The following is a 21473-nucleotide window of genomic DNA, read 5'->3' on the forward strand; positions in this document are numbered from 1 at the left end:
CTTTGGATGAGGGGTATTTGTTTTGTATGGAAGATGTCGATAAATTTGAAAAAATGGGCGATAAACTTATAAATTTCGTCGATTACTAATCTATCAGCAAAATAATTCGTAAAAATTTACGCACTTATATACTAGGAGGATTCATATGATGAAATTTTGGAAATTAGGACTTTCCGCATTTTTAGCAATTGGCTTACTTGCTGCCTGTGGAGAAGGAGCGAAAAATGAAAAGCCGGCATCTTCTGAGCAGCAAGAAACTACACAAGTAGACAAAGCAACATTCCCAATGACGATAACAGATGCTGTTGGCAAGGAAATTACGCTGGAGTCACCTCCTGAAAAAATAGTTTCTCTTATTCCAAGTAATACAGAGATTTTATTTGCTCTTGGCTTAAACAATGAAATTGTGGGTGTTACCGATAATGATGATTATCCTGCAGAGGCAACTGAAAAACAAAAAGTTGGTGGCATGGAATATAATATTGAGCAAATTATTGCTTTAAAACCAGATATCGTGTTTGCTCATAATTCGAGTATGACATTTTCTGCAGGGGCCATTGAACAGCTTGAATCTGCCGGTTTAAAGGTTTTTGTGGTAACAAATGCAAAGGACTTTAATGAAATTTACACAACAATTGAACAGCTAGGTCGTGCAACTGGGAAATTACCTGAGGCCGAGAAAATAATTAAAGATATGAAGACAAAAGTAGAAGAGGTTCTAGCAAAAATTAAGGATGTGAAGCCAAAGAAAGTCTTTGTAGAAACATCTGATGAGCCACATATATTTACAGCTGGTAAAGATACATTTATGAATGAAATGTTAAATATGATTCATGCTGAAAATGTTGCAGCAGATACAGCAGATTGGTATGAAATCAGTTCCGAACAAATTATTGCAAAAAATCCAGATGTCATCGTGGTGACATATCATTATGTACCTGATATTTTAACAAAGCTACCACAGCGTGCTGGCTTTGACACAATTAATGCAGTAAAAAATAAAGCCATTGTTCAGGTAGATGAGAATACAACAAGTCGTCAAGGACCACGTTTAGGTGAGGGTCTTGAAGAGTTAGCGAAAGCCATCTACCCAGAGGCGTTTAAGTGAGTAAAATAGTCACAGCCTATGTAACAGCCATTACGCTCCTTATCATTAGCATCTGGTGTGGCGCTGCTATAGGCTCTGTTCATATTCCGCTAGAAGTATTGTGGAATAAAGCAGCTGATGAAACGGCTGCCAATATTTTTTGGAAAATTCGTCTGCCGCGAGTTTTCCTAGCAGGGCTTGTAGGAGCTTCACTAGCCATTGCAGGAGCTGCTTTTCAGGGCTTGCTAAAAAATCCTTTAGCAGATCCATATACTTTAGGTGTTTCTTCTGGTGCATCAGTTGGAGCAGTAATGACGATATTCTTTGGTCTTTCAATTCCAGTAGTTGGTCTTTATGCATTGCCAACCTTCAGTATGCTTGGGGCAGTATTAACAATGGTTGCAGTCATGAGCTTTGCAAGAGTAGTAGATCGTTCACTGAAAATGGAAACGTTAATTTTAACAGGAGTCATCTTTAGTTCATTTTTAGGCTCACTTATTTCTCTAATGATTGCCCTATCAGGCGAGGAGCTGCGGCAAGTGATGGGGTGGCTACTTGGTTCTGTATCAATGCGGGGCTGGCCTTTTGTGCAAATGATTATCCCATTTGTTGTTGTAGGTTCATTGATGCTGTGGACACAAAGAAGGGAATTAAATGTGCTGTTATATGGGGAGGAACGTGCAAAGCACTTAGGTGTTAATGTGAAACGAAGTAAGTATTTAATTTTAGTAGGTGGATCCATGCTGACAGGAGCAGCAGTAGCTGTTTCGGGAACAATTGGATTCGTTGGATTAGTCGTACCGCATATGACAAGGATGATTTGGGGCTCAGACCACCGTCATTTATTACCATTGTCCTTTTTAAATGGTGCGACATTGCTTATTATTTGTGATTTAATCGCACGAACAATTATTATGCCGAGGGAGCTACCGATTGGTGTTATTACTGCATTTATTGGGGCACCTGTCTTTTCCTATATTTTTTATAAGCAGCGCAGAAGTAAGGGGGTACGGGCATGATCGTTGTTGAACATCTATCAGGTGGCTATGATGGCGTACCAATCGTCAAAGATATTAGTTTTTCAGTGGAAAAGGGGAAAATATTAGGGATATTAGGTCCAAATGGTAGCGGAAAATCCACACTATTAAAAGTGATTAGTGGCATTTTACCAGCAACAGCAGGAACTATAAAAGTAGATGGCAAAAATATTAGTTCTTACAATGCTCGTGCTTTGGCAAAAAAAATGGCCGTTCTTCCACAATTACATGCGAATTCCTTTTCAAACAGTGTGCGAGACGCAGTGTCACTTGGACGCTATCCACATCAATCGGGTTTTTTTTCCAGTTGGTCAGACTTTGATGAACAAGCAGTCCAACACGCTATGGCCCAAACAGGTGTGACACGCTACGAGGGGACACCAATGGAATTCTTATCGGGTGGTGAGCAGCAACGAGTTTTTGTTGCCCAGGCTTTAGCGCAGACAGCAGAAATATTATTGCTGGATGAACCGACCAATCATTTAGATATTGCACATCAACGGCAAATTTTAGATATGGTGCGGAAAGAAGCAGTAGAATGCGGATTAACTGTTATTATGGTGTTACATGATATGAACTTGGCTTCTCTTTATTGTGACGAATTATTATTAATGGAGTCGGGGCAAATGCGTGCATTTGGGGTACCCCATGAAGTATTAATGGCTTCACAAATTGAAGAGGTCTATCAGGCAAGGGTAGCGACCTATGCACATCCTGAAATTCCAAAGCCACAAATAACGATGATGCCTGCATCGGGTGAGCATCTGCAACGTGCGTATATTAACAAAGATAATTTTAAGGTTACTGAACATTTTATTCAGTTAAAATCTGAGTTCCCTTTAAAAACAGTTTCTTCTGCTGTTCATAACCCAGGGATTGGCTGGTATGATTGCCTCTTAAATCGCTCAGTTCCAGGGGATTATGTCATAAATGATGTCAAGCGAGAGGTTGCAGCATTTTTACAAAAGGAGAGTTTTTCCTCAACGAGTACAGTTGTTATGCTAACGGCAGTTCCAACAAGGCTAGTAGCGATTAATGAATATGCAGCAACTTTTGGCAGTGTGCTCGTTGCTGTTACTGCTGGTGTTGGCAATGCTGTAGATGTTTCTCGTGTACATGAACGACAGATTGAACCATATATTGGTACTATAAATACATGGGTTATTATCAATGGTAGTCTGTCAGAAGAGGCATTTTTCCAAGCAATGATGACAGCAAATGAAGCAAAAACGAAGGCATTACAGTCAGAAGATGTTCGCGATGAATTAAGTGGAACCATTGCAACAGGTACTGCTACAGATAGTTTGCTGATTGCTGCAACACAAAAAGGTGAGGAAATGTTGTATGGAGGCCCTATTACAGAGGTGGGGAAGATCATTGGTAAGGGTGTTTTTGCGACAACTGTGCAAGCCATTAAAAATTATAAAAATGGATGATGATAGGAGATGAGAGAGATGAAGCTTTACACGAAAACAGGGGATACAGGCAAAACAAGTCTTATTGGTGGACGTGTTGACAAGGATAGCTTACGAGTGGAAACTTACGGGGCTATTGATGAATTAAATTCATTTATTGGCAAGGCTGTAAGTGAATTAGATCGGGAGCTTTTTAAGGATATTCTTATTGATTTAGAAACGATTCAGCATGAGCTTTTTGATGCAGGTGGGGACCTAGCAAATGTTATGAAGGAGCGTCATTATAAGCTTACGGAGCAGCCGATTGAAGTGTTGGAATCCCGAATTGATGCTTTATCAGATGAAGCACCACCTTTACAGCGTTTTATTTTACCAGGTGGCGCCCCAGCCGCTGCAACCTTACACATTGCCCGTACAGTTGCACGTCGAGCAGAACGTCAAATGGTAACGCTCATGAAGGAAATTCAGGATGTACCGACAATTGTCCAAAAATATTTAAACCGACTATCAGATTATTTATTTGCCGCTGCACGGGTTGTGAACTGTAGAATGAAGGTCTCTGATATTGAATATATTCGAAGCGGTAATGTTTTTAAAAAGTAATATTCTTGTAAAGAAAAAGAAAAACGGCTACTTTGGAAAAATTCAGGGTGGCTTTTTTTCTTGGAAAATGTAAGAATATAAAATTATCAGAAATATTTCCGTTTTATGTTGACTGAATGCTCACTCATTTATTAGAATAGGAATATAATGATGTACATTTACGTATGAGCTAGCAAATTTACCACAAAGAGAGAAAATTACGACAAACTAAAGGGGGGACCAACCATGAGTCCATTATTAATTGCAAACATTGTTTTAACAGTCGTGGTTGTGCTTTATGCAGTAGGATTGTTCTTCTATCTGTTAAAAACACGCTATAAGTTTGTGCAATTGGGGAAAAAGGTTGAATTTGATGAAAGTGTAAAAGAACGAATTCGTTATATTATGGTCAATGTATTTGGCCAAAATAAACTTCTGAAAGATCCAAAGAGTGGGTTAATTCACGTGATGTTCTTCTATGGATTTTTAATGGTGCAGCTAGGAGCCATTGATTTAATTTGGAAGGGATTAGTACCTGAATCACATTTACCACTAGGCATTTTCTATGGACTCTTTACTTTCTTCCAAGAGCTTGTGGTCTTAATGATTTTAGTAGCAGTTGTTTGGGCGTTTTATCGTCGCTATGTAGAAAAGCTAGTACGTCTAAAAAGAGGCTGGAAAAACGGTCTTGTATTAATTTTCATTGGTGGCTTAATGGTTTCCACATTAATTGCTAATGGTATGGGGTTAATTTGGCATGGCGAAGAATTAACATATACAGAGCCAGTTGCATCGAGCATTGCTGCTATTTTTAGTTTCCTACCAACATCTGCAGCAGCAGCCGTATTCTATGTAATGTGGTGGGCACACTTATTAATTTTACTAACATTCCTAGTGTATGTACCACAATCTAAGCACTTCCACTTAATTGTTAGTCCAATTAATGTTTATATGAATCGTCTAGATCGTGTAGGAACACTAACGCCAATCGACTTTGAAGCATTAGAGGAAGCTGGAGAAAATGCTGAAAGTGAAGATGAAATGCCATCCATTGGGGTTGGACGCATTCAAGACTTTACACAAAAGCAAATGCTAGATTTATATTCCTGTGTAGAATGTGGACGCTGTACAAATATGTGTCCTGCAACAGGAACTGGTAAAATGCTATCACCGATGGATTTAATCGTGAAGCTTCGTGACCATCTAACATTTACAGGTGCAGTGGTAACAAAGCAAAAGCCGTGGGTACCTTATCAATTCTTTGCTAATACAAAGGGGAATCAGTTAGCTATGGCGGCTGGTGCTGAGGGTGCGGTCATTGAGGATATCTATAGTCCATCTTTAATTGGTGAAGTGATAACGGAAGAAGAGATTTGGGCATGTACGACTTGTCGTAACTGTGAAGATCAATGTCCAGTTATGAATGAACATGTCGATAAAATAATTGACCTTCGTCGTTATTTAACAATGACAGAAGGAAAAGTAAATCCAGATGCACAACGCGCGATGACAAATATCGAGCGTCAAGGAAATCCTTGGGGCTTAAATCGTAAAGAGAAAGAAAATTGGCGTGACCTTGATCCAACAATCCATATTCCAACAGTCAAAGAGCTGAAAAAATCTGGTGAGGAAATGGACTATTTATTATGGGTAGGCTCAATGGGCGCATTTGATAATCGCTCACAAAAAATTGCCTTAGCCTTCTGTCGCCTATTAAATGAGGCAGGCGTGAAATTTGCGATTTTAGGAAATAAAGAGAAAAATTCAGGGGATACACCTCGTCGTTTAGGAAATGAATTTTTATTCCAAGAGCTTGCGACAGCGAATATTGATGAATTTGAGAAAAACGATGTGAAGAAAATTGTAACAATCGATCCTCATGCTTACAATATCTTCAAAAATGAATATCAAGACTTTGGCTGGAAGGGTGAAGTTTATCACCACACAGAGCTGTTGAATCAGCTAATTGATGAAAATCGACTTGCCTTGAATTATGAAGTGGATGAAACAATTGTATTCCATGATTCTTGTTACTTAGGTCGTTATAACGATGTTTATGATGCACCACGTGAGATACTGCGAGGTATTCCAGGCGTGAAACTTGTAGAAATGGAGCGTAATCGTGAAACGGCTATGTGCTGTGGTGCAGGTGGTGGCTTAATGTGGATGGAAGAACATGTTGGTAACCGTATTAATGTTGCACGTACAGAGCAGGCTCTAGCAACGAATGCATCAGTTATTTCATCAGGCTGTCCATACTGCTTAACGATGCTAGAGGATGGTACAAAGGCAAAAGAAGTTGAGGATACAATTGGAACATTCGACGTTGCAGAGCTATTAGAGCGATCTGTGTTTGGTGAAAAAGGGAAAGCACTTGTAAACCCTGCTGAAGAAGCTGTAGATGAGATGCTTGAAGAGGTAGTGGCTTCTGTAGACAATGTCGAACAAGACAAGAATGTAGAAATTAACGCAGAGAATTGATAACTATTGTAGAAATATTTTAGTTATCTGAAAAATATAAATTGCACAATAAATAATTGTTTTGTAGAATAAGATTAAATGGAAATGGGAGTGAGACTTTAAACTCCCATTTTTCATAGAGTGAAATCGAGCGAGCGTTCAGTCAACAACGGTGCTCTGATAATTCATAGAGTACGTAAAACAAAAGGGGTGTTTTACTTGAATAGAGCTGTTATTTTAGCAGGAGCAAGAACGGCATTTGGGAAGTTTGGAGGTTCACTTTCAGCATTAAGTGCAAGTGATTTAGGTGCTATCGCCATAAGGGGGGCAATAGAGAAAGCCAATATTTTACCAGATGACGTGAATGAAGTGATTTTAGGCTCCGTATTACAAGGGGGACAGGGCCAAATTCCTTCTAGACAGGCTGCAATTAAAGCAGATTTACCGAAAGCTGTAAAAACAGAAACGATTAACAAAGTTTGTGCATCAGGAATGCGTGCTGTCACATTAGCAGATCAGCTTATTCGTTTAGGGGACGAAGAGGTGATTATCGCTGGTGGTATGGAATCAATGTCCAATGCACCGTACTATTTACAAAATGGTCGAACAGGCTTACGGATGGGTGATTCTACAATAGTAGATGGCATGCTATATGATGGCTTAACATGTGCTTTTGATAAGGCAAGACCACATATGGGGAGCTACGGTAATTCAACAGCCAAAGAGTTTTCATTAAGCCGTGAGGAGCAGGATGCTTGGTCTGTTCGCAGTCATGAGCGAGCACTGTCGGCAATTGAAAAAGGTTACTTTGCTGAAGAAATCGTGCCTGTGGAAATTCCACAACGTAAGGGTGAACCGCTTCTAGTTGATACAGATGAGGCACCAAGAGCTGGTACATCCATGGAGGTACTTGCGAAGCTTAAACCAGCCTTTGATAAGGATGGAACAATTACAGCAGGTAATGCACCCGGGGTAAATGATGGTGCATGTGCACTAGTAGTCATGAGCGAGGAACGTGCAGCTCGTGAAGGCAGGGAGCCACTAGCAGTAATTATCGGCCATGAAGAACTTGCCATTGAGCCAGAGAATTTCCCGCAAACACCTGGCTTAGTAATTAACAAATTACTGAAAAAGACAGGGAAGTCATTAGCAGATATTGATTTATTCGAAATCAATGAGGCCTTTGCCGCAGTAGCACTAGTCAGCAAACAACTAGCCGATTTAGATGCTGAAAAGGTCAATGTGAACGGCGGAGCAGTTGCGCTAGGACATCCAATCGGTGCATCTGGAGCACGTATTATTTTAACACTTGCGCAGGAATTAAAGCGCCGTGGTGGTGGCATAGGAATTGCAGCGATTTGTTCAGGTGGTGGGCAAGGAGATGCGATTATGATTGAAGTACCAAAAACAGGGGGACATGAATGATGGGAATTCAAAAGGTAATGGTCATTGGTGCAGGGCAAATGGGCTCTGGCATTGCACAAGTTTGCGCACAGGCAGGCTATGAGGTCAAATTGAATGACATGAAGCAAGAATTTTTCGAACGTGGTCTAGGGGTTATTACGAAAAATTTATCACGTGATGTAGAAAAGGGTCGTAAAACAGAAGAAGAAAAAGCGGCTATATTAAGTCGAATCATGATGTCATTAGATTTACAGGATGCTAGTGATGTAGATATTATCATTGAGGCTGCAGTAGAAAATATGGAAGTGAAGCAATCTATTTTTAAGCAAATTGATCAAATTGCACCAGCACATGCTATTTTAGCGACAAATACATCTTCACTTCCTATTACTGAAATTGCAGCAGTTACTAATCGTCCAGAGCAAGTAATTGGAATGCATTTTATGAATCCTGTACCTGTTATGAAACTAGTGGAAATTATTCGAGGTTTAGCAACTAGTGATGAAGTCTATAAAGCAGTAGAAGACATGACAGTGAAATTATCCAAAACACCAGTAGAGGTAAATGATTTCCCTGGTTTTATTTCAAATCGAATTTTACTTCCTATGATTAACGAAGCAATTTATGCATTGTATGAGGGTGTAGCTACAAAGGAAGCAATCGACGATGTAATGAAGCTTGGTATGAATCATCCGATGGGTCCATTAACACTGGCAGATTTTATTGGTCTTGATACATGTCTCTACATTATGGAGATTTTACATGAGGGCTTAGGTGATAGTAAGTATAGACCTTGTCCACTGCTTCGAAAATATGTGGCAGCTGGCTGGCTAGGAAAGAAATCAGGAAGAGGCTTTTACGTTTATGAATAATCCTATGGGGATGGGACAATTTCAAGGAAATGTAATACTGCAGGACAACTTAGAGGGGTGACAATATAGATGCATTTACAGTTTACAGATGAACAAGTGATGATGCGTGATATGGTTCGAGATTTTGCACAGGAAAAAATTGAACCATGGATAGCGCGTATGGAAGCAGGAGAGTTTCCACGTGAGCTTCTTGCACAAATGGGTGAACTTGGATTGATGGGGATCACAACACCCGAAGAGTTAGGCGGGGCTGCGATGGATTTTACATCGTACATAATTGCTATTAACGAACTATCGAAGGTGAGTGCTGTAATGGGCGTTATTTTATCCGTTCATACTTCAGTAGGCACCAATCCAATTATTTATTTTGGAAATGAAGAGCAAAAGAAACGCTATGTTCCAAAGCTTGCAGCAGGTGTATATTTAGGAGCATTTTGTTTAACAGAACCAAGTGCCGGCTCAGACGCTGGCTCGTTACAATCAAAGGCAGTGCGAGATGGCGATGAATATGTCATTAACGGCTCCAAAGTATTTATAACAAATGGTGGAGAGGCTGATGTGTATATTGTATTCGCATCGACGAACCCTGCTGAAAAAACACGCGGCATTTCTGCGTTTATAGTTGAGAAAGGAACGCCAGGCTTAATTATCGGTAAAGATGAACAGAAAATGGGCTTACATGGCTCACGTACAGTTCAGCTCACATTCGATAATTGCCGTATACCAGCCAAAAACCTTCTTGGGAAAGAGGGGGAAGGCTTTAAAATTGCAATGGCTAACTTAGATGTTGGAAGAATTGGGATTGCAGCACAAGCTTTAGGGATTGCAGAAGCAGCTCTTGAAGCAGCTACAGCATATGCAAAAGAGCGTATTCAATTTGGTAAACCGATTCTTGCACAACAAGGAGTTAGCTTTAAGCTGGCAGATATGGCCACTGCTGTAGAATCCGCAAAATTATTAGTCTATCGAGCTGCTGATTTACGTGCAAAAGGTTTACCATGTGGAGCAGAAGCGTCCATGGCAAAACTATTTGCCTCACGCACAGCTGTCCAAACCGCAATAGAGGCTGTTCAAATTTTTGGTGGCTACGGCTACACTGAAGATTATCCAGTAGAGCGTTATTTCCGCGATGCAAAGGTAACAGAAATCTATGAAGGCACAAGTGAAATTCAACGGTTAGTTATTAGTAAACATTTACTGAAATAAAATCCTATGTTGCATAGTTGATATTGTTCAGATGAGGTGAGGAATTACTCAGGTAGGGCGAAGAACTGCTCGGGTAGCCGTGGAAACTGCTCAGGTGAGTCATAGAATCGCTCGGGTAGCCGTGGAAACTGCTCAGATGAGTCATAGAATCGCTCGGGTATCCAGAGAAACTGCTCAGGTGAACCTTAAAACTGCTCATCCAGTAAATTAATGTCGCACCGAGATTCAAAATCGATAATAGAATGCACTAAATAAAAAGAGCAATCATCAAAGAAGCGTAATCACCTAGAAATAAATAGTTTAGCATTAACAAAGTCTAACTAAAAAGGGGAAATGGACAATGAACTTTCAATTAACAGAAGAGCATGAACAATTACGTGAAATGATTCGAGATTTTGCTATTAATGAAGTGGCGCCAACAGCAGCGGAGCGTGACGAGAACGAAGAGTTTGATCGTGCAATTTTTGATAAAATGGCGGAGCTTGGTTTAACAGGTATTCCATGGCCAGAGGAATATGGTGGGGCAGGCTTTGATTATCTTGCGTATGTTATTGCTGTAGAAGAATTATCCCGTGTCTGCGCTTCAACAGGGGTAACTTTATCGGCCCATACGTCACTGGCAGGCTGGCCGATTTATAAGTTTGGTAATGAAGAACAAAAGCAAAAATATCTTCGTCCAATGGCAGAAGGTAAACATATTGGGGCATATGGTTTAACAGAGCCAGGGTCCGGTTCAGATGCTGGTGGTATGAAAACCTACGCAAAACGTGATGGTGATGATTATATTTTAAATGGCTCGAAAATTTTCATTACAAATGGTGGAGTAGCAGATACATATGTTGTATTTGCTGTAACAGATCCAGAGGCTAAAAATGGCACATCCGCTTTTATCGTAGAGGCCGGATTTGAAGGTTTCTCAGTAGGTAAAAAGGAGAAAAAATTAGGGATTCGTTCATCTCCTACAACTGAAATTATTTTTGATAACTGTCGAGTTCCAAAAGAAAACTTGCTAGGGGCTGAGGGAGAAGGTTTTAAAATTGCAATGACAACACTTGATGGTGGACGTAACGGTATTGCAGCTCAGGCTGTAGGGATTGCACAAGGAGCACTGGATGCAGCAGTAGAGTATGCAAAAGAGCGTGTGCAATTTGGTAAACCGATTACAGCCAATCAAGGTGTTTCTTTCAAACTAGCAGACATGGCTACACAAATTGAAGCATCTCGACTGCTTACATACCAGGCGGCTTGGTTAGAGTCGAGTAGTCTACCATATGGTAAAGCATCTGCAATGGCGAAATTAATGGCTGGCGATACGGCGATGAGTGTAACGACTGAGGCTGTTCAAATTTTTGGCGGCTATGGTTATACAAAAGATTATCCAGTTGAACGCTTTATGCGTGATGCTAAAATCACGCAAATCTATGAAGGTACGCAAGAGATTCAACGTCTTGTTATCTCTCGTATGGTAACAAGATAATACATGACAGAAAAAGAGAAAAGGCCCCAGGTACAGTCAACAGTTAAAGATGAAAATCTCATCGCCATTCGTCGGGAACAAATGATACAGGGAGCCATAAAATTATTTAAAGAAAAAGGTTTTCATCGTGCCACGACGAGAGAAATCGCAAAAGCTGCTGGCTTTAGTATCGGTACTTTATATGAGTATATCCGAACTAAAGAGGATGTCCTTTATCTAGTATGTGATAGCATTTATCATCATGCAATGGAGCGACTTTCAAGTTATGAGATAAAAGCAGGGACGATAGAAGAATTAAAAGAAATGATCCGAGAGTATTTCTTGCAAATTGATCACATGGTTGATGAACTGACTATCATGTATCAGGAAACAAAATCTTTATCAAAAGAAGCGCAGCGCTATGTATTTAGTAAGGAGTTTGAAATGGTTGCCACGTTTGAACGACTGCTAAAGCGGTGTGTGCAGTCAGGTGAAATTACAATGACCGATAAGCAAATCCATTTGGCAGCCAATAATTTAGTTGTCTCAGGGCAAAGCTGGGCGTTCCGAAAATGGGCGCTACATCGTCAGCATTCGATTGATGAATTTATTGACATGCAAATAACATTGTTTATTTCAGGTATAAAGGGGTTCTGTTAAGGGGTTGTCGGTAATTGCATAAAGCGACATTGCAATTACCGACTTTTTTTGAACTACAAATGATAACGCAAAGGTGAAATTGATTAAGGGGAGAAAGTGGGGATTTCATATGACAAAGGTAGAAGTATATCGTCCAAAAAATCACGTACGTTTTGTTACAGCATCGAGTCTATTTGATGGACATGATGCTTCGGTCAACATTATGCGACGTATTTTACAATCTAGTGGGGTAGAGGTTATTCATTTAGGACATAATCGCTCTGTAGAAGAAGTTGTGAATGCTGCGATTCAAGAAGATGCGCAAGGCGTAGCCATCTCATCTTATCAAGGCGGCCATATGGAATACTTTAAATATATGTATGATTTACTGCGTGAAAAAGGTGCTCCACATATAAAGATATATGGTGGTGGTGGTGGTGTTATTTTGCCACGAGAAATTAAGGAGCTACATGCTTATGGGATCGCAGGGATTTTTTCGCCAGAGGATGGACGTGTTTTAGGTTTGCAAGGGATGATCAATGAACAAATTAAAGGTACTGATTTTCCTACAGCAACAGGTAACTATCTAGAAAAGCTAGATATGTTAACGACAGAGACACCAGAGATTTTGGCGAATTTAATCACTGCTGCGGAGTCGAATGACGATGAGGAAACGAAAAAAATGATAGAAGAAGCTCGAAAGCGCACGAAAGAGACACCTGTTCTAGGTATTACTGGTACTGGTGGTGCTGGGAAATCGTCTCTAACAGATGAGTTAATCCGTCGATTCTTAAAGGAATTCCCAGATAAACGTGTAGCAATACTTTCAGTCGATCCAACTAAGCAAAAAACAGGTGGTGCATTGCTAGGGGACCGAATACGGATGAATGCTATCTTCAACAATCGAGTATACATGCGTAGTTTAGCAACTCGAGGATCTCGTACAGAGCTTACTGCTTCCATTGGAGATGTGCTAGATGTTGTTCGTGTAGCAGGCTATGATTTAATCATTGTAGAAACAAGTGGTATCGGTCAAGGGGATGCTGAAATTACAAAATATACAGACCTATCCATGTATGTGATGACCAGCGAGTTTGGTGCTCCAACGCAGCTTGAGAAAATTGATATGATTGATTTTGCTGATGTTATCGCTATCAATAAGTTTGAACGTAAGGGCTCTGAGGATGCGCTTAGACAGGTACAGAAGCAATATCAACGTTCTCGAGAGCTTTGGCATGAATCACTAGACGCAATGCCAGTTTATGGTACGATTGCAAGCCAATTCAATGATAAAGGCACGAATGCTTTATTTGCCGCACTTGTTAACATTATTAATGAAAAGACAGGCTACAATTGGGAAACAGGATATGAGCAATTTGCAAAAACTCAAAAGCAGGATATCATTATTCCAAATGACCGTCGCTATTATTTGCGCGAAATTACAGATACCGTGCGAGGCTATCATAAAAAATCAGAGCAACAGGTAGCATTTGCACGTCAACTATTCCAACTAGAGGGTGCAATTGCTGCAGTGAAAGAAAAGGCTCCTGATGATGCACTTGTCGCATCTCTTACCTCTTTAGCAGAAGGTGTCAGAGATGAATTAACAGCAGAATCCAAACGTATTTTAGATAATTGGCAGGCTCTAAAGGAAGCATACTCAGGAGATGAATTTGTCACAAAGGTTCGCGATAAGGAAATTCGCACAATTTTAAAGACAACAAGTCTTTCTGGAACAAAAATTCCAAAGGTTTCCTTACCGAAATTTGAGGACTATGGTGAAATTCTACGCTGGGTTTATAAAGAAAATGTACCTGGTGAATTCCCATATACAGCAGGTGTATTCCAATTTAAACGTGAAGGGGAAGATCCAAAGCGACAATTCGCTGGTGAGGGAACTCCAGAGCGAACAAATAAACGATTCCATTATCTATCAAAGGATGATGATGCAAAACGTTTATCTACAGCATTTGATTCGGTAACACTCTATGGCGAAGATCCAGATTATCGACCAGATATTTATGGAAAGGTTGGGGAATCAGGTGTTTCTATATGTACGTTAGAGGATATGAAGAAGCTTTATGCGGGCTTTGATTTATGTGCTCCATCAACATCAGTATCAATGACAATTAATGGTCCAGCACCAATTATTTTAGCAATGTTTATGAATACGGCTATTGATCAACAAGTGAAACTACGTGAGAAAGAACTTAGTCGACCTTTGACATTTGAAGAATTTACAGAGACACGAGAGAAAACATTGCAGGTTGTGCGAGGAACAGTGCAAGCGGATATTTTAAAAGAAGATCAAGGGCAAAATACCTGTATTTTTTCAACAGAGTTTGCCTTACGTATGATGGGAGATATTCAACAATACTTCATTGACCATAAGGTTCGTAATTATTACTCAGTATCCATTTCTGGCTATCATATTGCCGAAGCTGGTGCAAATCCAATTTCACAATTGGCCTTTACATTGGCGAATGGCTTTACGTATGTAGAATATTATTTAAGTCGCGGTATGAACATTAATGACTTTGCACCAAATCTGTCATTCTTCTTCTCGAATGGACTTGACCCAGAGTACACGGTTATTGGACGTGTTGCTCGTAGAATTTGGGCAGTGGTAATGCGTGATAAGTACAACGCTAATGAACGTGCACAAAAATTAAAGTACCATATTCAAACATCTGGACGCAGCTTGCATGCACAGGAGATTGATTTTAATGATATTCGTACAACATTACAGGCACTTATGGCATTGCAGGATAACTGTAATTCATTGCATACAAATGCCTATGATGAAGCCATTACAACACCTACTGAAGAGTCAGTTCGTCGAGCGATGGCTATTCAGATGATCATTACAAAAGAGCATGGTTTAGCGAAAAATGAAAACCCACTGCAAGGGGCATTTATCGTGGAAGAGTTAACAGATCTTGTAGAAGAAGCCGTTCTGGAAGAATTTGATCGCATAAATGATCGTGGTGGCGTGCTAGGTGCAATGGAAACACAATATCAACGTGGTAAAATCCAAGAGGAATCCATGTACTATGAAATGTTGAAACATTCTGGTGAGCTACCGATTATCGGTGTCAACACATATTTGAATCCGAATCCACCTTCCGATGCGGATATAGATAATATGGAAATTGCACGTGCGTCCACAGAAGAAAAAGAGACGCAAATCCATAATTTACAGGAATTCTGGAAGCAACATGAAAGTGAATCAGAAGCAGCTATTACTCGCTTACAGGAAGTAGCTGTTAACAACGGTAATATTTTTGCAGAGCTAATGGAAACAGTAAAAGTAGCAAGTTTAGGACAAATTACGAAAGCTTTATATGAGGTAGGGGGACAATATCGTCGTAATATGTAATTTGCAAAGTGCATATCCTCTTACTTATTAGCATTTATTCTATAAAATGCTTCTGTAGTTTTAAGTGTCTAGTCTTAGGATTAGGCACTTCTTTTTATTTTCGTTATAATAGAACTGTAAAAAAAGGGGAGGCGCAGTAGAGGATGAAATCAGCTTTTCACTTCATTATTATTTTAGCTTTAGTGTTAGGAGTTATTTTCCTGTATAATAAGCAAATTGGCGCTGTTCCTTTACTAATTCTATCTATATATTTATTTTACCTTGGGATAAAAAAAATACATGATATAAAAAACAGTAATTGAAGCTAGCAAAGAGGATAAAACTTTGTATATAATGGGTATTATGCTTATGATATGGAAAGTTACTTTTGTGCGGTCTTTTTTTGCTGCGCTCCGAAAATAAAGCAATAAAAACGTCCATTGTGATGAGAGAAAGGAAGTGCACGAATTGAATTTTCGTGAAATGACAAAGGAACAATTAGCGGAAGAATCGTTAATTAACTTAGCTTATGTAATTTTAAATGAAAAACGTGCCTCAGTGTCTTTTAATGACTTACTAACAATCATTCAGGAGCTTGTAGGCTATAGTAATGAAGAAATCAAAGCACGCCTACTACAATTTTACACAGATATGAATGTAGATGGTCGCTTCTTATACAATCAAGAGACAGGTTGGGGTTTACGCGAATGGTTTAAAGTTGAGCAAATTGAGGAAGAGACAGCTCCTTCTGTGAAAACGCATAAGAAAAAATCTAAAGCTGCCCTTGACGAGGATGATTTGGATGAGGATCTGGATCTAGATGAAGAAGATATTGACTTTGATGAAGATTATGAAGAATTTGTTGAAGAAGACGAAGTTGAGGAAGAAGATAAAGCAGACATTGATTTTGACGATGAGGAACTAGAGGACATTGATGAAGAAATCGATGAAGACTTTATCGAAGAAGATGACGATGAGGAATTCGACGAAGAAGAGGAAGAAATTTAATTTTTCTTTCTTTTATGCCAGTGGTAATAATTCTTGACTTCTATCTCGGTTACGTTTAATCTTTTACTTGGGCTCCTTAAAAAAGGAGAAAGACCGTGTATGTAATACGCTCCCCCTGCAAACCTATGCAGGAGGGGCGTTTTTTTTGTTGTTAACTTTATCTTCATTCAGCAAATATTTTGGTATCGAAAGCATAGCGGCAGATACAGAAGACTCCCACCTCTACAGGTGGTGAGATAAATGCGGTATTGGTTCCTTTTCAGTGAGTGTCCAAACACCTACTGAATGAAGATAAAGCCTCTGGCGGATGTCACGGATTTTCAAAGGAATGAATTGTGCGGGCACAATTCAAAATCCGGACGCAATTACGCCAAGGCGAAATTGATTCAGTTAAACACTCCCAAATTACTACTGACATGAATATAAATGTTCCAAATACTTCATGATGTATAGTAATCGGTGACTGAATAAATGTTAGCAATCAATTTTTAAAAGGAAAGTAGAAAAGAGATAGAAACGATTAAGCTTCGAATCGACTACACTTTTTTGTAGACGTTCTCGGCTTTTCTTATTTTTAAGGTATAAGTATTTCTTTACCGAGACATTTACGCTAAGATACTTAGTTATTAACACAGCGTATATGCACTTTTCTTACTTGCAATTTTTAGAACATCATAAGGAGGAATTTTTTCATGACAAAGTATATTTTTGTAACAGGCGGGGTTGTGTCATCGCTTGGAAAAGGGATTGTAGCGGCATCTTTAGGTCGTTTATTAAAAAATCGTGGGTTAGAAGTAACCATTCAAAAATTTGATCCTTATATCAATATTGACCCTGGTACAATGAGTCCTTATCAACACGGTGAGGTTTTCGTAACAGATGATGGCGCAGAGGCTGACCTTGACTTAGGTCACTATGAACGATTCATTGATATTAACCTTGGCAAACATTCTACTGTAACGTCAGGTCGTGTTTACCAGTCTGTTTTACAAAAAGAACGCCGCGGAGATTACAATGGTGGTACAGTACAAGTAATTCCTCATATAACAAATGAAATCAAAGATCGTATTCAACGAGCTGGTCGCGAAACTAACGCAGACGTAGTTATTACAGAAGTAGGCGGAACAGTAGGGGATATTGAATCATTACCATTCCTTGAAGCAATTCGCCAAATGAAAACGAACTTAGGCCATAACAACGTAATGTACGTTCATTGTACGCTTATTCCTTACATTAAAGCTGCAGGTGAGCTTAAAACAAAGCCAACTCAGCACTCTGTAAAAGAATTACGTTCTTTAGGTATTCAACCAAATATTATCGTTGTCCGCACAGAGCAAGAAGTGCCACAAGATATGAAAGAAAAACTAGCTTTATTCTGTGATGTACAGCCACACGAAATTATTGAATCTCGTGATGCAGAGCATTTATATGAAGTACCATTAAACCTACATGCACAAGATATTGATGATATCGTACTTGACCATTTTGGCATTGAAGCACCAGAAGCGGATATGGAAGAATGGCGCGAGCTTGTAGCAAAAGTGAAGAGCTTACCAAATAAACGAAAAGTAGCATTAGTAGGTAAATATGTAGAACTACAAGATGCTTACATTTCTGTTGTAGAAGCATTAAAACATGCAGGCTATGCATTTAATTCAGATATTGAAATTGACTGGATTAATGCTGAGCATGTTGATACTGACAATGTTGCTTCACTTTTAAACGGCGCGGACGCTATTTTAGTGCCTGGTGGCTTTGGTGATCGTGGAGTAGAAGGTAAAATTTTAGCGACACAATATGCTCGTGAAAATAATGTTCCGTTCTTAGGTATTTGCTTAGGTATGCAACTGGCAACAGTGGAATTTGCTCGTAACGTACTTGGCTTAAAGGGTGCACATTCTACAGAGCTTGATGCAAAAACAGATTACCCTATTATTGATTTCTTACCAGATCAAAATGATAATGTTGATATTGGTGGTACATTGCGTTTAGGCTTATATCCATGTAAGTTAAAAGATGGCTCAAAATCAAAGAATGCATATGGGAAAGAACTTGTTTATGAACGTCACCGTCATCGCTATGAATTTAACAATGAGTATCGTGAAGCTATGGAAGCGGCAGGTCTTGTCTTCTCAGGTACAAGTCCTGATGGTAAGTTAGTGGAAATAATTGAATTACCGGATAATAATTTCTTCGTAGCTTGTCAATTCCATCCTGAATTTGTTTCACGTCCAAATCGTCCACAACCATTGTTCCGAGATTTTATCGGTGCAACATTTAAATAATGCAAAAAGAGTTGTCTCAAATGCTGAGGCAACTCTTTTTTTGAAGGCTATTTCATAATTGCTTCTTTACAATTCTTCGTCATTCATACCAAGCATTTCATCATAAGCCATTTTTACAGCTTCATAAATAAAAAGGGCAGCAATAGCATGTGGAATTACGATACGCTCACCTAAATCATTTGGTAATAAACCACCTCGTACGCGTGTTGAAATATACGTATAGGCTAATTCCGCCAGTGAATTTTGAGAATCTGCTACTTCACAAGCAACAGCTGCGAATGGAATAAATTGATCATTGAGTTGCTGTGCTAAAGCAATGGCTTCTTTATCTTCTGCACTACGGGTAAAAATGCATACTCGATCAGCCTCTGTAAGCACAGTTTCCTTTGTCCAAGGTGCTAGCTTAGTAAAACGTTCTACAGCGTGGCATGCATTTAGTTCAACTACTTGCATTTCACCAAAGCATGCGAAATAGACATTACCTTCTCCAATCCCTGCTTGTGCTAGTAAACGCGCTGTTTCTTCAATAGAATCCTCTTCACTTTGAATTATTCTTTGTAATAATCCACTTAGTTGTGTTGTTAGTATTTTTGACATAATCCCACCTCAATCAATATTATATGTTTGAAGGGACCATAAATCAAAAGCAGATAATTTATAATACTAGAAGGTATTAAGATAATAAAGGAGAATAATACATACTAAGGGAAGTTTTTGTGCAAGAATAATAACTCAAAAAGGGCGGAATGGAATGTGAAACGATTACTAATTGTCGATGATCAACAAGGAATTCGTTTGCTTTTGAATGAAGTATTAAAAAAGGAAGGCTATGTTACATATTTGGCTGCTAACGGCATGGAGGCACTAAAATATGCTGAAGAGGAAATGGATTGTGTCCTATTAGATATGAAAATACCAGGGATGGACGGCATAGAAATTTTAAAGTGCTTAAAAGAGAAATGGCCACATCTTCCTGTATTTATGATGACTGCCTATGGTGAACTGGACGTCGTTCAAGAAGCATTAGATTTAGGGGCTATTCGATATTTCACAAAACCTTTTGATATTTTTGAAGTGCGCGATGAGGTAAATAAAATATTAAAATCTTAGAAGCAGGCAGTGGTTAACACGGCCTGTTTTTAGTAGTGATATTCTAGAGTTTCTTATTCTCATTACTTCCTAAAATATTTAATTTTCAATCTGTTTTAAAGAGAGAGTTTGTAAAGAAAAGGTTACAGAAACCGTTTTTTTGTTGTAGTACGTTTTGTTTAGAAAACAGACGCTGCCGCTACGTTGGACTTCGCTTTCGTGCAGAAAATAACAGCCCCTGCTTTTCAGGGGCAACCCTTCGTTGCGTTGCACTACACTGCGGTGGCACTGTCGTTACGTTGCACTCCGCTTTCGTGCAGAAAATAACAGCCCCTGCTTTTCAGGGGCAACCCTTCGTTTCGTTGTACTACACTGCGGTGGCACTGCCGCTACGTTGCACTGCGCTTTCGTGCAGAAAATAAAAGCCCCTGCTTTTCAGGGGGAACCCTTCGTTTCGTTGTACTACACTGCGGTGGCACTGCCGCTTCGCTTTCGTGCAGAAAAGAGACGCTGTCGCTACGTTGCACTGCACTTTCGCGTAGAAAATAAAAGCCCCTGCTTTTCAGGGGCTTTTATTTTTGCTATGATTAAATAGCATATTTATGTAGAAAGAATAGTCCTAAGAGGAGGATTTTTAGTATGGCATTAGTATCTATGAAAGAGATGTTAATTAAAGCAAAAGCAGAAGGTTATGCGGTTGGTCAATTCAACATCAACAACCTTGAGTGGACTCAAGCAATTTTACAAGCAGCGGAAGAAGAAAAATCTCCAGTTATTCTTGGCGTTTCTGAAGGCGCAGGTAAATATATGGGTGGATTTATCTCAGTTGTTCACATGGTAAAGGGATTAATGGAATCTTATGGTACAACAGTTCCTGTAGCAATTCACCTAGACCATGGTTCAAGCTTTGAAAAGTGTAAGGAAGCTATTGATGCTGGCTTTACTTCTGTTATGATCGATGCTTCTCATCATCCATTTGAAGAAAATATTGAGATTACTTCAAAAGTGGTTGAATATGCACATTCAAAAGGAGTTTCTGTTGAAGCAGAGCTTGGAACAGTTGGTGGTGATGAGGATGGTGTCATCGGTGGTATCATGTATGCTGATCCAGAGGAATGCCGCAAAATGGTTGAATTAACTGATATCGATTGTCTAGCACCAGCACTTGGCTCTGTGCATGGTCCTTACAAAGGTGAACCCAACTTAGGCTTTAAGGAAATGGAAGAAATCTCAAAATTAGCTGACCTTCCATTAGTTTTACATGGAGGTACAGGTATCCCTACAAAAGATATTCAACGCTCCATTTCATTAGGTACAGCAAAAATTAACGTCAATACTGAAAATCAAATTGCTGCAACAAAAGTAATCCGTGAAATTCTTGATAACGATAAAGTTGTTTATGACCCTCGTAAATTCCTTGGGCCAGCTCGTGAAGCGATTAAAGCAACGGTTATTGGAAAAATCCGTGAATTTGGCAGTGCAAAAAAAGCATAATTTTTGCATCTAATATGTTACGAAAGCATAGATGAATACACATAATATAAGAGAAGTGTTGATGCAACTATCGACCTTCTC

16 protein-coding genes are annotated in these 21473 nt (G+C 39.4%); 15 read left to right on the plus strand and 1 reads right to left on the minus strand.

All coding sequences use genetic code 11. The features are described from left to right. Positions 1–145 precede the first annotated feature (145 nt). From QNH24_RS03050 to pyrG, 13 genes are all read left to right on the plus strand, one after another. Positions 146–1108 (plus strand): ABC transporter substrate-binding protein, encoded by a 963-nt coding sequence (locus QNH24_RS03050; protein ID WP_283870698.1) that lies wholly within the window; start codon positions 146–148, stop codon positions 1106–1108. Beyond that, positions 1105–2106, plus strand: a complete 1002-nt coding sequence (locus QNH24_RS03055; protein WP_283870699.1) for a FecCD family ABC transporter permease — start codon at positions 1105–1107, stop codon at positions 2104–2106. The genes QNH24_RS03050 and QNH24_RS03055 overlap by 4 nt, the downstream gene beginning before the upstream one ends. Beyond that, positions 2103–3560, plus strand: a complete 1458-nt coding sequence (locus QNH24_RS03060) for an adenosylcobinamide amidohydrolase (protein ID WP_283870700.1) — start codon at positions 2103–2105, stop codon at positions 3558–3560. The genes QNH24_RS03055 and QNH24_RS03060 overlap by 4 nt, the downstream gene beginning before the upstream one ends. A gap of 18 nt (positions 3561–3578) precedes the next feature. Beyond that, on the plus strand, positions 3579–4142 hold the full coding sequence (locus QNH24_RS03065) for a cob(I)yrinic acid a,c-diamide adenosyltransferase (RefSeq protein ID WP_054770258.1): 564 nt from the start codon (positions 3579–3581) through the stop codon (positions 4140–4142). A 225-nt stretch (positions 4143–4367) separates the two neighbouring features. Further along, positions 4368–6602, plus strand: coding sequence for a (Fe-S)-binding protein (locus tag QNH24_RS03070; protein ID WP_283870701.1), 2235 nt, complete (start codon positions 4368–4370; stop codon positions 6600–6602). Positions 6603–6800: 198 nt separating this feature from the next. Beyond that, positions 6801–8006, plus strand: a complete 1206-nt coding sequence (locus tag QNH24_RS03075; protein WP_283870702.1) for an acetyl-CoA C-acetyltransferase — start codon at positions 6801–6803, stop codon at positions 8004–8006. Next, positions 8006–8857 carry a 3-hydroxybutyryl-CoA dehydrogenase gene (locus QNH24_RS03080; protein WP_283872724.1) on the plus strand — a complete coding sequence of 284 codons (852 nt, stop codon included), beginning with the start codon at positions 8006–8008 and terminating at the stop codon, positions 8855–8857. The genes QNH24_RS03075 and QNH24_RS03080 overlap by 1 nt, the downstream gene beginning before the upstream one ends. A gap of 69 nt (positions 8858–8926) precedes the next feature. Then, entirely contained in the window at positions 8927–10063 is a 1137-nt protein-coding gene (locus QNH24_RS03085; protein WP_283870703.1) for an acyl-CoA dehydrogenase, read from the plus strand. Between the two features lie 340 nt (positions 10064–10403). Then, positions 10404–11540 (plus strand): acyl-CoA dehydrogenase, encoded by a 1137-nt coding sequence (locus QNH24_RS03090; protein WP_283870704.1) that lies wholly within the window; start codon positions 10404–10406, stop codon positions 11538–11540. Between the two features lie 3 nt (positions 11541–11543). Continuing rightward, complete coding sequence (locus QNH24_RS03095) at positions 11544–12179, plus strand: TetR/AcrR family transcriptional regulator (RefSeq protein WP_054770255.1); 636 nt, start codon at positions 11544–11546, stop codon at positions 12177–12179. Positions 12180–12288: 109 nt separating this feature from the next. After that, a complete protein-coding gene (gene icmF / locus QNH24_RS03100; RefSeq protein ID WP_283870705.1) occupies positions 12289–15537 on the plus strand; it encodes a fused isobutyryl-CoA mutase/GTPase IcmF in 3249 nt (1082 codons plus the stop codon). Between the two features lie 447 nt (positions 15538–15984). Continuing rightward, complete coding sequence (gene rpoE / locus QNH24_RS03105) at positions 15985–16524, plus strand: DNA-directed RNA polymerase subunit delta (RefSeq protein WP_283870706.1); 540 nt, start codon at positions 15985–15987, stop codon at positions 16522–16524. Between the two features lie 692 nt (positions 16525–17216). Further along, positions 17217–18809, plus strand: coding sequence for a CTP synthase (pyrG, locus tag QNH24_RS03110; RefSeq protein WP_283870707.1), 1593 nt, complete (start codon positions 17217–17219; stop codon positions 18807–18809). Positions 18810–18875: 66 nt separating this feature from the next. On the opposite strand, the gene QNH24_RS03115 is transcribed toward pyrG, so the two are convergent. Next, positions 18876–19406, minus strand: coding sequence for a DUF2529 family protein (locus QNH24_RS03115; RefSeq protein WP_283870708.1), 531 nt, complete (start codon positions 19404–19406; stop codon positions 18876–18878). Positions 19407–19562: 156 nt separating this feature from the next. Here QNH24_RS03115 and QNH24_RS03120 point away from each other — a divergent pair, with 156 nt between their 5' ends. Together QNH24_RS03120 and QNH24_RS03125 are read left to right on the plus strand one after the other, a co-directional pair. Continuing rightward, positions 19563–19919, plus strand: coding sequence for a response regulator (locus QNH24_RS03120; protein WP_283870709.1), 357 nt, complete (start codon positions 19563–19565; stop codon positions 19917–19919). 618 nt (positions 19920–20537) lie between these two features. Further along, a complete protein-coding gene (locus tag QNH24_RS03125) occupies positions 20538–21392 on the plus strand; it encodes a class II fructose-bisphosphate aldolase (RefSeq protein ID WP_054770253.1) in 855 nt (284 codons plus the stop codon). The last annotated feature ends 81 nt before the right edge of the window (positions 21393–21473 follow it).

It is taken from the genome of Lysinibacillus pakistanensis, assembly GCF_030123245.1.
Classification (GTDB): domain Bacteria; phylum Bacillota; class Bacilli; order Bacillales_A; family Planococcaceae; genus Lysinibacillus; species Lysinibacillus pakistanensis.

What these genes read in the sequence shown, in the direction of transcription:
- QNH24_RS03050 (WP_283870698.1), top strand. Translation starts at nt 146, where the DNA reads ATGATGAAATTTTGGAAATTAGGACTTTCCGCATTTTTAGCAATTGGC.
- QNH24_RS03060 (WP_283870700.1), top strand. Translation starts at nt 2,103, where the DNA reads ATGATCGTTGTTGAACATCTATCAGGTGGCTATGATGGCGTACCAATC.
- QNH24_RS03065 (WP_054770258.1), top strand. Translation starts at nt 3,579, where the DNA reads ATGAAGCTTTACACGAAAACAGGGGATACAGGCAAAACAAGTCTTATT.
- QNH24_RS03070 (WP_283870701.1), top strand. Translation starts at nt 4,368, where the DNA reads ATGAGTCCATTATTAATTGCAAACATTGTTTTAACAGTCGTGGTTGTG.
- QNH24_RS03080 (WP_283872724.1), top strand. Translation starts at nt 8,006, where the DNA reads ATGGGAATTCAAAAGGTAATGGTCATTGGTGCAGGGCAAATGGGCTCT.
- QNH24_RS03085 (WP_283870703.1), top strand. Translation starts at nt 8,927, where the DNA reads ATGCATTTACAGTTTACAGATGAACAAGTGATGATGCGTGATATGGTT.
- QNH24_RS03090 (WP_283870704.1), top strand. Translation starts at nt 10,404, where the DNA reads ATGAACTTTCAATTAACAGAAGAGCATGAACAATTACGTGAAATGATT.
- QNH24_RS03095 (WP_054770255.1), top strand. Translation starts at nt 11,544, where the DNA reads ATGACAGAAAAAGAGAAAAGGCCCCAGGTACAGTCAACAGTTAAAGAT.
- icmF (WP_283870705.1), top strand. Translation starts at nt 12,289, where the DNA reads ATGACAAAGGTAGAAGTATATCGTCCAAAAAATCACGTACGTTTTGTT.
- pyrG (WP_283870707.1), top strand. Translation starts at nt 17,217, where the DNA reads ATGACAAAGTATATTTTTGTAACAGGCGGGGTTGTGTCATCGCTTGGA.
- QNH24_RS03115 (WP_283870708.1), bottom strand. Translation starts at nt 19,406, where the DNA reads ATGTCAAAAATACTAACAACACAACTAAGTGGATTATTACAAAGAATA.
- QNH24_RS03125 (WP_054770253.1), top strand. Translation starts at nt 20,538, where the DNA reads ATGGCATTAGTATCTATGAAAGAGATGTTAATTAAAGCAAAAGCAGAA.